The 12,418-nt window shown below is 56.3% G+C and carries 11 protein-coding genes and 1 pseudogene; 5 read left to right on the forward strand and 7 right to left on the reverse strand.

From position 1 onward, the window contains the following. Positions 1 to 535 (forward strand): hypothetical protein (locus AKG12_RS28200; RefSeq protein ID WP_210168245.1); only part of this gene is annotated, 535 nt, incomplete at its 5' end. 153 nt (positions 536 to 688) lie between these two features. Here AKG12_RS28200 and AKG12_RS28205 read toward each other — a convergent pair. From AKG12_RS28205 to AKG12_RS28215, 3 genes are read right to left on the reverse strand one after another with little or no spacing between them, the layout of a single operon-like run. Beyond that, on the reverse strand, positions 689 to 3,814 hold the full coding sequence (locus AKG12_RS28205) for an AAA family ATPase (RefSeq protein ID WP_052821365.1): 3,126 nt from the start codon (positions 3,812 to 3,814) through the stop codon (positions 689 to 691). Between the two features lie 2 nt (positions 3,815 to 3,816). Beyond that, a complete protein-coding gene (locus AKG12_RS28210; RefSeq protein WP_156316108.1) occupies positions 3,817 to 4,458 on the reverse strand; it encodes an ABC-three component system middle component 1 in 642 nt (213 codons plus the stop codon). Further along, on the reverse strand, positions 4,455 to 6,824 hold the full coding sequence (locus AKG12_RS28215) for an ABC-three component system protein (RefSeq protein WP_156316109.1): 2,370 nt from the start codon (positions 6,822 to 6,824) through the stop codon (positions 4,455 to 4,457). Before AKG12_RS28215 ends, AKG12_RS28210 begins: the two co-directional genes overlap by 4 nt. 183 nt (positions 6,825 to 7,007) lie before the next feature. Between AKG12_RS28215 and AKG12_RS28220 the strand changes: the two genes are divergently transcribed. The 4 genes from AKG12_RS28220 (at position 7,008) to AKG12_RS28235 (ending at position 9,347) form a co-directional block, all read left to right on the forward strand. Further along, positions 7,008 to 7,286: a hypothetical protein gene (locus AKG12_RS28220; RefSeq protein WP_052821368.1), complete on the forward strand. Its 279-nt coding sequence runs from the start codon at positions 7,008 to 7,010 to the stop codon at positions 7,284 to 7,286. Between the two features lie 242 nt (positions 7,287 to 7,528). Continuing rightward, positions 7,529 to 7,717 (forward strand): hypothetical protein, encoded by a 189-nt coding sequence (locus AKG12_RS28225; RefSeq protein ID WP_052821369.1) that lies wholly within the window; start codon positions 7,529 to 7,531, stop codon positions 7,715 to 7,717. Next, on the forward strand, positions 7,714 to 8,685 hold the full coding sequence (locus AKG12_RS28230; RefSeq protein WP_052821370.1) for an MvdC/MvdD family ATP grasp protein: 972 nt from the start codon (positions 7,714 to 7,716) through the stop codon (positions 8,683 to 8,685). Before AKG12_RS28225 ends, AKG12_RS28230 begins: the two co-directional genes overlap by 4 nt. Then, complete coding sequence (locus AKG12_RS28235) at positions 8,664 to 9,347, forward strand: hypothetical protein (RefSeq protein ID WP_142174064.1); 684 nt, start codon at positions 8,664 to 8,666, stop codon at positions 9,345 to 9,347. Before AKG12_RS28230 ends, AKG12_RS28235 begins: the two co-directional genes overlap by 22 nt. A 146-nt stretch (positions 9,348 to 9,493) precedes the next feature. Here the strand turns inward: AKG12_RS28235 and AKG12_RS28240 are convergent, their stop codons facing one another. From AKG12_RS28240 to AKG12_RS31205, 4 genes and pseudogenes are all read right to left on the reverse strand, one after another. Next, positions 9,494 to 10,417, reverse strand: coding sequence for a nucleotidyl transferase AbiEii/AbiGii toxin family protein (locus AKG12_RS28240; protein ID WP_052821372.1), 924 nt, complete (start codon positions 10,415 to 10,417; stop codon positions 9,494 to 9,496). Beyond that, positions 10,407 to 11,252, reverse strand: coding sequence for a type IV toxin-antitoxin system AbiEi family antitoxin domain-containing protein (locus AKG12_RS28245; protein WP_052821373.1), 846 nt, complete (start codon positions 11,250 to 11,252; stop codon positions 10,407 to 10,409). The genes AKG12_RS28240 and AKG12_RS28245 overlap by 11 nt, the downstream gene beginning before the upstream one ends. A gap of 156 nt (positions 11,253 to 11,408) precedes the next feature. Then, positions 11,409 to 12,110 carry a topoisomerase DNA-binding C4 zinc finger domain-containing protein gene (locus tag AKG12_RS29920; RefSeq protein ID WP_234905325.1) on the reverse strand — a complete coding sequence of 234 codons (702 nt, stop codon included), beginning with the start codon at positions 12,108 to 12,110 and terminating at the stop codon, positions 11,409 to 11,411. A gap of 87 nt (positions 12,111 to 12,197) precedes the next feature. Then, positions 12,198 to 12,371, reverse strand: a pseudogene (locus tag AKG12_RS31205) (UvrD-helicase domain-containing protein); the annotation flags it as partial. Positions 12,372 to 12,418 lie beyond the last annotated feature (47 nt).

A 12,418-nucleotide genomic window follows, 5' to 3' on the forward strand; every position in this document is an offset into this window, starting at 1 on the left:
CGCTCCGCTACATCGGGAGCTGAATTTCCACCGTTGTGGTCAACAGCTAGTTAACCAAAAGAATTTGCGACACGCCCTTGCAAAGTCCCCCGACGGGACACCAGAAAATACCATGTCAATGCGCGTTCCATCGTCTACGATGCTTGGATACTCGGATATGATCGACAAAACGTTTCCAGCGGTCGACCAGCTTCTGGAGCGGTATAACTGCATCATCTTCGAGATCGACGATTTGATACAGCACGCGCCGCACCAAGGCCACTTTCTGTACTCTAAAGGTGTGAGTGTTGCTAGGAAGTCCGAGGGCCTGATTGAAGTGGGCGCACTACTCGTCGAGCATCAGGGCTTGGAACTCCTTGGGGCAGGGCTGAATGCCGGTTGGTATTATCGTCCAGATGCCTCTGGCAACTGGAACCGGGTTCACCACCCGGAACAATGCCCTTGCGGAAAGGCGGACGTCCACGGTCGCCACCTCATGGCTCTAAAAATGATCGATTCCTGGCTGGCTGAGCCAAGCTCTGCACCGCTGCCATGACATGGATTCTTGTCGCAACTGCGTGCAACCATCACCTGAAATTTTCGCATCCCGCGTGCTTTAATTTGGAACGAACGCGGCGGCCGTCCTCACCCTGCGAGGCAGGTGCCGAGTGACGTGGGTATGGCGTGATGTTGCGAACAGAAATCAGCATTATCTAGCCTGAACTGCGGTCAAAGATGAGGCGTCCACCGCTGGACTGTAGCTCCATTCAACGCCATCCTGCCCCACACCTTGCAGGCTCAGGATGCCGCAGGGCAAGCCTCGCGACGCAACCTTGCGGCGCACGAATTCGGCCTGCGCACGATCATGGGTGGACAGGAGGATCTGATATTTGCGGTCGGCCACGAGGTTGCAGACGAAATCTGTGAATGCTGCGGCATGAATCGCATCATTGTGCTGCAGCGGATCGTCGAGAACGAGCCCGCGCCAGCGCGACCAGGGATAGGTCAAGCTCGCTGCGCAAAGCATGCTGACCGAAAGCGCCGCCATCTGTCCCTCGCTGTGGACCAATATCGGGTCGATCTGTCCGACTTCGGCAGGAACCTCTCCTTCCTTTGTGGCGCTTTGTTCGACACGACGATTTCGGACATGCTGATCGATGCCGACCCTCGGGTCGCAAAGGATCGCCCGGCTGATCGATTTCATGAGCGAGGCGAGCGGCTTCATGTAGTTTGCGTTGAACTCGGCGACTTCATCGAGGATTTCCGAACTTGCGGCCTGAGCGATGTCTTTCGCTTTCTGCGTCGCGTCTGCAGCCCTCGATTTCGCGTCGAGTGCCTCCTGTGCCTCGCTGCGGAGCTGCAGTCGATCGCTATTCGGCGCACCGTTGATCGCTGAACGGAGGCTTTCCAGAGCTACAACGTGATTTTCGACAAGCGTTTTGGCTGTTCTTCCGTCTCGCAATTGTCTCAGAAGATCTTCTGCTTCACTCAATTTCGCCCGCATCTCCGTGGAGCGTGCCGTCAGTGCCTTCAGTCGGTCAGCGTCGGGCTCGCCGGAGCCTTCGATTTTCAACTCGTGCCATGCTTTGACAGCTTCGTTTCTTCGTTGGATCGCCGCATCGACCAGCCCGGCGCCTTGCTGTTTTCGGACAACCGCCGCGCTCGCCGCGATGTCCAAAGAAGCCAGGTCCTGCTCCACTGCCTCGCGGTCAGATGCCGCTTGCTTGCTGGCCGCTTCCTTTGCTGAAAGATCATCTTCCGCGGAGCCAAGCGCCTCATCAAGCCGATCTCCTCGAGGCGGGCTCGCTTCAAAGGCTTGGTCATATTGAGCGACGGATGCTGTGATCGACGCGAGCTCCCTGGCTGCAACATCCTGTCCTTGCGTTGCGGTCGAAAGCTCGATCTGCGCCTGGTCGCGGCGCCGAACGGCAGCCGCGTGCTCTCCGCCTGGTGCATAGAGCGTACCGGACAATATGCTTCGCCAATACCACTTACGCTGCCTCAACCACGTCATATCCGCGGCGCTCTTTTCGAGCTGCGCATGGCGCAGCCTCGCCCTTTCGTTGTCAGCAGTCACATCTGCGCCAAATACGCTGGCACCGAGATCTCTATTTACCTTCTCTTCCGAGCGAAGCGCCTCGTGCAGATCATTGCGCTGTTTCTCAAGTATGCGAAGCTGGCCCAGTCTATTTTTTGACGCATCGCGTTGTCGTATAAGACTGGTCAACTGCGTTTCCTGTGCCAATACGAGTGGTGCCAGCCGTTCAGCGGCCCCGGCCGCGCGCCGCTGCAATTCTCCTTCGGTGTCGAAATGAGTGGCGCAGACGGGGCAATCACAGGACTCGTGTGTCAGGTTCGCCGCTACGCTCGCAACGGCACTCGACATCGCACTCACGGTCGATCGCAGTTCTGCGAGGATCCTCTCTTGCCCCTCGACAAGCTCGTCGAGCGATACTAACTCTTCGATGGCCCGCGCGATATCATCATCGAGATTGGGAGCGGATGCTTCCAGCGCGTCGATGGAGGACCGCAGTTCGGCAATCCTGGCGTCCCGTGTCACCCAGGCGAGAACATTCTCCCGCTCGCTTTGCGCAAGTTTGATCCGTTCATCCAGCCGACCCACGTCACCCTCGATGCGGCGCACGATCTGCAAGCGGCGTTCAAGCGAGGTCAGTCGTCTGGATTCGTCCTCCAGCTTGGAGCGTGCATTCGCGACGTCTGCGTCGGCCGTATCCTTTTTCTGTGCAAGGAGAGCGGCCGACTGAAGTGCGTCTTTCAGCCCTTTAAAACGGTCACGCAGGTCGCGGGCATTCTTCGCAGCGAGCCGGCTCGCATCCTCGCCGTTCTTCAAACTGGATAACGCCTCCTCCAGGTCCTGGCGCTTGGTCGCGAGGGACGCGATCTGGGCGTCGATAGCCGTTTGCGCGCCCTCCAATACCGAAAGCTGTCGAGATGCATTTTCCCAGGCTGCCAGCGTTTCGTTTCCAGAGGTTATCCTTGTCGTCAAACTCCGCGTTTCATCACGCAGCCCATTAAGGCGGGTCTCGAGGTTTCCTATCGTCCCCTCATCAAATGCCGTGATGAGTGCCGTCTGTCCGGTTCCAGCAGCTTGCTCGAGCAACTTTGATATTGCCCGTGCGAGCTCGGTTGAAGCATCGTCATTGAGCGCGCCGACGCTCGTGAGCCCCGACCACAGGCTTGATTCCGTCTCGAGGAGGTTCCGCAGAGCGGTAACTTCCTTGTTGAGATCGTCGATGCGGTCGGTAAAGGCGCGGCTGGCTTTCGTATTACCCTTTCCGTGCAGCGCCTTTGCGATCTCTTCGACCTGTTTGCTTTGAGCAGCCTCCTTGAGGATGTCAAAACGTTCGCCAGGCTCTCGGTTGGTTAAACGCGACTTGGTCGACTGCCCGAGGAAGTGTGTCAGCAGCAGATAACTCGACAGCTCGGAAATGTCGCGATCCCAACCGTCGTCGCGCAGAAACTCCGTGATGTTCGGGATAGTGCCGGCGACGGTGGACTTCGTTGCTCTGGACGATGACAAGGTGCGACTGACGCTATTGCCGCCCGAGAAGTCCAGCGTAACGCTGGTGGGACCTGGAGCTCCCTGGCGCCAGCGGCAAAGGTAGCTGCCGACTTTCTTAACCCCGTCGGCGTCCCGGAAATGGTCGATCTTGTCCGTCAATGCCCATTCGAGCCCATCGAACATGGACGACTTTCCGATACCGTTGCTACCGTGGACGACGAGCACGCCAGGTCCGTCCGGGAGCCCGATATCCAGGGTCTTGAAAGTCCGATATTGTTCAAGCCGAATGCGGTTGAGATAGACGTTGCTCATTTCTATGCCTCCCCGGCTTGAACGAGCTCGGTGATTAGGCTTTTGGCGTCATCCTTCAACAGATCCGCCTTGATCACCCATTGTCGAGCAACCTTCTTGTCAAGCCCATGCTTTTCGAGGATGCGTTCCGCCAGCTCATAGGTTTCATCAAGCGGAGCGCCACTGACGGAATCTGCATTCGCCCATGGCATTGCAAGGAAAGTTCGGCCGAGGAAGGTGTCGAAGGATCCCGGAACATCGGTCTTTTGCGGAATCCAGACGACCTTTCTGCAGACAGTCTCATCTCGTTCGAGAAGATCGACCAATCGCTTCCAGTCGCCTGATGGCGTGGGGGATGTTGCACACAGAAAAAGATGGGCGTTGATGACCTCACGTTCCAGCATGAAGGAGCGTGCTACGACCATTTGCGCATGGAGTTTCTTCAGCGCCAGTTTAACCTGCTCAGCAGACTCGAGCACTATCGGTGCGATTACGACAGGATAATCACCGAGCCGAAGTCCGAACAGTCCATCAAGCTGCTTAATGTCGGGCTGAACTGGACGGCTGCGGAAGTTCGGTGAGGTGAACTCCGCGACCTCGTCGGCAGGCCAGTGAAGCTTTTCGGCAGCCTCTACCAGAAATGATTTCATTGTCTCAGGTGTCATGCAAGCACCCTTTCGCGGTCGTCGTCCTGGCGCTTGCGCCATTGGCCGAACTCTTCCTCGACAGCTTTTCGCCAGGTAGCGAGATCTGTCTTCAATGCAGATCGCCAAGTAGAATCGTTGCGCACAATGGCCGGCTTGGTCCGGCGGGCAACGCTAAGGCTCATGCCGGGTTCACCTGCAGTGAGCACCGTATCATCCGGCCCGGTGACCTGCACCTCGGCGCTTCCCGACAAAATCAGCGCGTCGACGTCCCAGTGCTCGGGTCGGCTCCAATCCGTCAGCAGATCTCCGCCGTGGATTTCTTCGGCTGCCGATCCGAGCGCGAGTCCATGGACGTCAAATGTCAGGTTTCCTCTTGGGACTTCCGCTGGCTTGAGAGGCTCGCCAAGATGTGTGGCAAGGATGAGCAGTAAAGCGCTTGTCATTCGCTCCACGGCTTTATTGTCACCGTCCCAAGGATCGGCTTTGATGATACCGATGCTGCCCAGCCAGGCCAAAAAGTCGCGGCGAAGAGATGGCGAAGCGTGAAGAGTTGCGCGCCAGTCGTCCCACGTGGCGAGCGTTGCTTCCAGGATATCCCGAGCGATGTGCCCAAGCCCGAAACATTTTCCGCTTACCTCGATTTTCGAAAGCATGGCGTCCAATTGCCGGACGAGCGATGCATCAACGTACTCGTCAATGGAAAGGTCTCCGATCGCCCGATACGGATATCGTGATGAGCTGGAATTCGCGACTGACGCGTTTGGCAGCGTTGTCTGCCAGGACTTTTGCACGGCTGAAGCGACGCTCAACAGGATCTTTCCGCCGCTCGCATTGGCCAATCTGACAAAGTCATCGGCGGTGACCCGGTTCATCGGCGCGTCCATCTGGATCGTGAACGTTGCCGGAGCGGTTTCGCACTGCTGGGCAAGCTCCCGAAGCTCCACCTTCCCACGCTCCACCAAGCTCTGTGTCGCCTTGTCCCAGCCGATAATGATGGTGCACGCCTCACGGGCGGTCTGGCCCGCAAGCTGCAGCTTGAGTGCAGCATCTGCCAGCTTGTCCAGCCGTCTCTCGTAGAAGAACGTGTAAGTCTCGGCGTCTAGCGACGGAGGGGCGAAGAGTTTAGGATGCGCGTTGAGCCGCTCCAACGACGCCACCCTGAAGGCTTCGAAGAAATTCGCCACTGGAGAATACCGAACCTTCTTCTCCGGGCCATGGCGCAGGATGACATGATTGAAACGCTCTGAAAGAGGTACGCCTCCAAGCGATATCCCAAACGCCTCCAACCCGTCCGCATGCTTCTTGACATCGGAAATCATTCCGTTGCTACGGCGCACGCCGATACCCGCCTGTCGAGCAGCCGCCAGTACTGCGTAAACCATGCATTGATTGAGTTGCGCGGCACGGCCGAGAGAGAGGAGTGGTCCGCTCGTGTTGATAGTCAGCAATCGGTCCTTGCGAAGGAGAGGGGTCAGACTGTCGAGAATACCACGCTCAAGCAACACCTTATGAAGGTCTCCTTCGAACACGGGCTCAAGGTCAGCTTCCGTATTCCTACCCTCATGGGCTGCCAAAACGGTCGTTCTCAACACGTCCTGACCAAAATAGCTGAGGAAAGTCTCGGTGAATGGCACATGCTCGAACCCACTTATCATCAGATTGAGGATGTCCGTCAGTGCTCCATCGCCATTGCCACTCACGAGATAGGTGGCAGGTGCATTTGGCTCTATCGCCGCTGTGCCAACGCCCCGCTGCTTCCAATAGTCATAGACATCGGCATCCCCGGTCTTCTTTTCATCGCCGAAACCCATAGACAAGACGACTTGTTTGACGACATAGCTTGAGTCGTTATCAAAATGCAGTCGCCATTCCGAACCTTCCTGAGCCAGGTTTGTAAGCTTGTGTCGAGCTTTCCAGACCAGTTTCTGCTGCAGTCGAGCCCGGTGACCGTGGAATTCCTCGACAAGCTTGGCCGCAACAACGCCCCCAGTGTCCAGATCCCAGTTGAGGAAGGGTAGGCCAGCATCGTTTTCGAGCGAACCAAGAGATGGCCATTCGTAAATGTGAGGGTGCAGGAGCCGCGGTGAATCGCTTTGCAGCTGAAGAACCTCGTCGGCGGGATCAAACAAAGTCACACGGCAATCCAATAGGGCCAGGGCCAAAGCCATGGTTACGCCAGCTGCACCCGCTCCGACGACTGCAACAGAGTCGTTTGCCTCGATCTTGCCTGCCTCGCGCATGGCTCTGGCCAATCGCAATGCACGAACCTGCTGCGAGTAAAATGTTATCCTGCGATCAAATGTACCGACAAAGTAAAGCCCGTCTGCACCTGGTACAGTTGCCGAGGAGAGCCAGTGTTCGAGATTATCTTCTGCCAACTTCATGCGCACACATCGTCTATGTCAACTTAAAGCGTACCGCACGTCGCAGACGTCGCTCCCCCGCTCACCCTCGAAGCAACTCGAAGTATCAGGTCGATTTTTGGCAGCAAAGTGGGATGAATGCAACCTGCGAGCGCGGCATCATCAAGGACGAAATCGTTCAATCGCCAAGTTGGGAGTTACGGCTTGAAACATCGTGCAGAAGACCTGTCGCGGGCGTTCGGACTGTTCACATATTTGGGGAATTATGTCTCCAACGGAATGCTTCTTGCCGCTGCCTTTGCTGCAGGATTTTCAGTGAAACGCGTCGCCGACGATTCGTATAATGCCTATCTGAACGTCTCCATGCAGACCGTGAACGCGGCACGAGGTTATGAGCGAAACTCGCGGATCGAGGAAAATCCGGCAATCGTTCTCTCGATGTACGCGCCAGCTACTGATTTTGAACCTGCGCATTCTGCATAGCGGCGGGATCAACCAAAGCGCTGCTCCGCGCCCAGAGATGATTCGGATCAATGATGCTCGATGTTGCGTCCGGGAAGGTCAGGGCGCCAGTATTTTGGCTTGGACCAGCCTTTAGGCCAATTCTCTACAGATTGCTGAAGGGCTACATGTTTAATTGGTTGAAAGCAGGTCGCATGGTTGCGTCTCTTTCCTATGACGCATACTTTCACGAGTATCACCGACACCGATCTTGAGGATTCCGAATGCATATTCTTCAACGCATAGCTAAGACAACCAAGGTAAATGGCAGTGGCGTACCCTCCAACGCCGATTATGACATTGTGGCTGGCGTCTGGCGCGGTCAGGAGGGATTGATCGCCTTTGATCCGGAAAGCGAGATGACGACCAAAAAGAACGATCTCGAGACCGGTGAAGATCAAAAAGGCGAATGACTTTGCTGGTGGAAAACGTGGAGGTGCTGATCCTTTCCAGTTTGGCCGATCTATCCACCGATCGTATATGCCATCATTTGGCGGACATGAAGGTATCCTTTCTTCGGATTAACCGCGAGCAGCTTTCCGAGTGGGGGATTACGATTGATCCTGTGGCGGCAAGTATGATTTGTTGCCATGGCCAGAGGGAATGGCATGTCGGCTTGGGACTTCGGTCGGTCTGGTGGCGGCAGCCCACCTTTCTCAGAAATACGCCTGGGCGAGGGCTGTCTCCGTCAGAGCAATTGGAACGGTCGCAATGGGCTGCCTTGATGCGCGGGATGATGCTTTTCGATCAGGCGGTGTGGGTCAATCGGCCGACAGAGACCTATAACGCCGAAATCAAGCCACTGCAGTTGCGCAAGGCGGCCACGCTTGGATTCGCGGTGCCGGAGACGAGAATAACCAACGACCCGCTGGCGGACATTCCGGTCGTCATTGGGGGCAAGGTTGCATTAAAGAGCATTGATACCGTTCTTTTGTTCGAGGGTGACGTACAGCACTTTGGGTACACGACGATCATTGATTGGAGCGAGTGCGCCGACGAAAGCTTGCGAGCAGCCCCTGCAACATTTCAGGCTGTCCTTTCTCCCAAAACGGATCTTCGAGTTACGATTGTCGGAAAGCGGTTGTGGTGTATTGCTGTGACAGACAGTGGCGCGGCAATCGAAGGCGACTGGAGGCTTCGGCCGAAGGCGGTGTTGGAGTATCACGATTATTCTCTTCCCCCAGAAATCGCCGACCGTTGTCTGAAGTTGGTGGAGCAGTTCGGGTTGGAATACGCAGCTATCGATCTGGCTCTTTCGAACGATCAGTATTGGTTCATTGAGATAAATCCGACTGGGGAGTGGGGCTGGCTCGACCGAGGAGGTCGAGGGATTTCAAATGCTATTGCGGAGGCACTCGCTTGTCGTGGTCAACCTTCCTGAATCCGCTCTTGCCGGATTTCTTCCGGATATACCCTGTTAATCGGAAGCTTCTGAAAAGGATGGAGGTTTGGCAAACGCACGAGGCTTTTGCTGATATCCGAAAGCTCGGTGATGACGATCTCAAAAAGTATATCGAGAGCGAGTGGGTGAGAGCCAAGGAACTCGATGATAAACTTTCAAAATTGACTGCGACACTATCGATTGCTCTGACTGTTGGCGGCGCAGTGGCGAAGACTGTTGTCGATGGTTTGGCGCCATCGACGATAAAGTACATCGTTTTGGCATTGCTGTTTGTATCGATGCTGTTCTTTCTTTGGGGCGCGCTTGTCGGCTTCCAGGGTTTAAGACCAAAACCTCGATATGGCTATGGATCAAAATATCTCGCAATAATTGCTGAAGGCGGAGCGGGTGGCCGTCAAGCAATGGAGAATGCCGCTTGCGGGTTTGAGACAGTTAACCTGGTACGCGCAAACGAAGCATCTTTGGCAATCGGCCTGATCCGCAACGGCGTCTTTGCCTTTGCCATCGCAATGGCTGTCAGTTTCATCAGTCCCTCGAAAGCTCAGGAACCAGCTCCAGCTTTGCCAAAATTCGAGTTGGTCGTGGTACAGAGCCGTATTGTCGGATTCGAAGCCTGTAATCCTCGCGACGATGCTTCTTGAGCTTTTCTGGATCGGCCTGGTGGTCAAAGGTATATCATTGATGGCGAGCAACACGGTGAAACATCACAGCGCAGACGGCTACCAAGAGCTGAAAATGCAGCGCGCGGGACGCGCGCTCGTCAGGACAGCCGCCGCGTGCCCCGTGCTCATTCTTTTGACTGAAGCCCCTCAATCTCTCGCCGTTGCTCGGCATGTTTTTCGGGGTTCTGTTCCCTCAGTTTCTTGAGGTTAAGAACCTTCCAACGAACGGCCGGCAGATCAGCCGCTTGTGGCAACCTGATGGCTTCGAAATCCGGTTCGCCGTCGTGGAGTGACAGCAGGAAGCGCATCGCGTTGTCGTCAAGCTTTGCGAGGATATCCGCCATCATCCGGTTCCTCGCTGCCTTGAGATCGTCGAGGCCGACCGGCTCGATCGTCATCCCCTCGAACTCCTTGACGAAGGCCTCGTCGAGCGTTGCGAGCGAAGGCCTGACCAACTCGTGCGGCGGGCGGCCGGAACTGGCAACGTAAATCAGGAATGTTCGAAACAACGCGTCGGTCAGTCCCTCGTTTTCATAAAGCAGCTTTACGTCGAACAGATCACGCGGATGCTGACGGTCAACTGCTGCATGCAGCTTCCCGGCGAATAGATCCTCGAACGAGACGACTTGCATCTCGGCGAAGCCGAATTTGTCCTCTACGGCCGCGCTCACGCGTCGGCGCTCGGGTGGATAGACAGTTCCGCGTGCAACGGGAGATGTCTCGACCTTGATTTCGGCAATGCCCTGCCGGACGAGGAGGCGGGTGTCGTTGTTGCCACCGCCGGCGATCCTTTGGACGTTTACGCCCCGCAGGTTGCCCATCAAGTCTTCGCGGATGTGCTCCAGCGTCGTGTCGATATTTTTCAGCGTCGTTTCGCGATCCTCGATCGGCAGATAGGTCAAATCGATATCGACCGAGAGCCGCGGCATGTCGCGATAGAAGAGGTTGATCGCCGTTCCGCCCTTTAAGGCGAAGGCGCCGTGGCGGGCGATGAATGGAAGGGTCCGCACCAGGAGGTCGACCTGGCGCATGTATTGGTCACGGGCCATAGGGGGGCTCCTTTGGCATCAAGTCATTCGGGACTGTGATGCGATAGATGGGGTGCAGCCGGCCGCCCGGTGTCAGCGCTCGGTCGCCCTTGCCGAGATCGACGGAGGAGACGTCGATGTGCCGGCGCCAAGCATGATTGTGCTTGTCAGCAAACGCGAAGAAAAGGCGCTTGGTTTTGACGCTCCGGCACAGGGTAAGGAGCGTCGTCAATAATCTCGGGCGCAGATTGGCAAGGCTCTCGAACGCCACGTCCACCTTGTGGAAGCTTTCGCCCTTCGGAACTTCGTCTATCATTTCGAGGATCGCGCGCTCGGGTGAGGACATCGGCATTGGCCAGCGCCATGGGCTTTGTGCCAGCTCGGGATCATCGTCGTTGGAAAGGTCAAAATCCGCGTCATCGATGCCGGTCGCCCCTTCGCCGAACAGAACGTTACTCCTGGTCTTCACATCAGCGTCCGTCCGCAGCTTCGATAGCCATGTCGGAATATCGGATCCGTAGAGATAGAGGACAAATTCGCTGCCGAACGAGAGGTAATGAGCATGTCCCCGCAATGTGAGGGAGCTCGCCCCGCCGACATGGAACTCATGCCGCATGAGCCAGACGGCTGAGAGCAGGGGTATCTTCCAGCCCCGGACAGCTTCTGGATTGGTATCGGAGGAGAATGGGCGGCGGTACACACCAGACATGACCGGCTCGAGCCAGCCCCGCTTGAGATAGCCTGACACGGATTGTCGCGAGATGGCATGGCGGGCCATCCATCTCGAGTCCACCAGGAAGCCGGGCGGGACTTGCTGGAGAAGCTGCTTTAACTTTGTCTCTGATTGTCCATTCATGTTTGACCTTATGCCACAAAATTAAAGCAGGCGCGAATGAAACTTTATAAACAGGTCAATTTGTCAATTCTGAATTGACTATCTGCGCCAACTGAAAAGTGACGTGCGCGGTTTGATGCTCCCTCGGCGTAATGGACTCGCATCGCCTTAAACGGTTCAGCGCAACTGTGCAGTGTGCTCGCATTCTGGATACTGATTGCACCCCAGAAACCGACTGTTACCGCGACCATTCCTTTCGACCAACTGGCCAACCCGGCATTTTGGACATTGATGCAGGGGATCGCCATCGATTGATTCAAATCGCAGATCGTCGCCGGCAATGTCGGAAAGTTCGCGGATATATCGTGAAGGCTCCCGGCTATTTGTAAGCAAGAACACGCCGCGGCTTGCCCGAGTCAATGCGACATAGAAAAGGCGACGCTCTTCGGCAAACTCGAAGGTTTCTGGTCGTGGCATGACCAGATTGAGAAGTTCGTCGTCCTCGATCCGGCTCGGCACACCGTAATCGCCTTCGCTGATATCGAGCAGGATTGTGTAGTCGGCCTCGAGCCCCTTCGCGCGATGGAACGACAGTCCCGAAACCTCGATATTTTCGAATTTTGGCGGTTTACCCCTAAACGGATCGAGTTGATTGTAGCGCCACAGCACCATTACCTTGAGCTTTTCGCGCCCCTCTGTCCGCCATTGCCCCGAAATCCCATCCAGGAACGAATTTAGCCGTTGCAAGAGCTGGTGACACGCCTTGCCGAATTCCGGCTTGCTCCCTTCACCACTGATCGGAATGACCCGGATCGATCGTGGAATGGCCGGTCGCGCCGAGCGTACCGACTTCTTCAGCTGAGCGGTGTTCCGCTGCACGAAGCCGGCGGCCGTCTCGGCGATTAGCTGATTGCAACGGTACGTTTGCTCCAGGCGCCCTTGCCAGCTTGCGCCAAAATTCGCCTCGAACTGCGTGAAGATGGTGATGTCCGAACCGGCAAAGCGATAGATTGACTGCCAGTCGTCACCGACGGCAAAGATTTTGGTGAACGGCTTCTGGTGTTTGAGCGCCTTGATCAGATTCGCGCGCGGCTCCGATATATCCTGGAACGGTGGCGTCGCCTTAACCGAGTTTGGGATGCGGTAGTCTCTTCGACCTGAACTTCACGCATCAATCGACAAAGCGA

This window comes from Agrobacterium sp. SUL3 (assembly GCF_001263295.1).
GTDB lineage: Bacteria > Pseudomonadota > Alphaproteobacteria > Rhizobiales > Rhizobiaceae > Agrobacterium > Agrobacterium tomkonis.

What these genes read in the sequence shown, in the direction of transcription:
- AKG12_RS28240 (WP_052821372.1), bottom strand. Translation starts at nt 10,417, where the DNA reads ATGGCCCGTGACCAATACATGCGCCAGGTCGACCTCCTGGTGCGGACC.
- AKG12_RS28230 (WP_052821370.1), top strand. Translation starts at nt 7,714, where the DNA reads ATGACTTTGCTGGTGGAAAACGTGGAGGTGCTGATCCTTTCCAGTTTG.
- AKG12_RS28210 (WP_156316108.1), bottom strand. Translation starts at nt 4,458, where the DNA reads ATGACACCTGAGACAATGAAATCATTTCTGGTAGAGGCTGCCGAAAAG.
- AKG12_RS28205 (WP_052821365.1), bottom strand. Translation starts at nt 3,814, where the DNA reads ATGAGCAACGTCTATCTCAACCGCATTCGGCTTGAACAATATCGGACT.
- AKG12_RS28215 (WP_156316109.1), bottom strand. Translation starts at nt 6,824, where the DNA reads ATGAAGTTGGCAGAAGATAATCTCGAACACTGGCTCTCCTCGGCAACT.
- AKG12_RS28225 (WP_052821369.1), top strand. Translation starts at nt 7,529, where the DNA reads ATGCATATTCTTCAACGCATAGCTAAGACAACCAAGGTAAATGGCAGT.
- AKG12_RS28245 (WP_052821373.1), bottom strand. Translation starts at nt 11,252, where the DNA reads ATGAATGGACAATCAGAGACAAAGTTAAAGCAGCTTCTCCAGCAAGTC.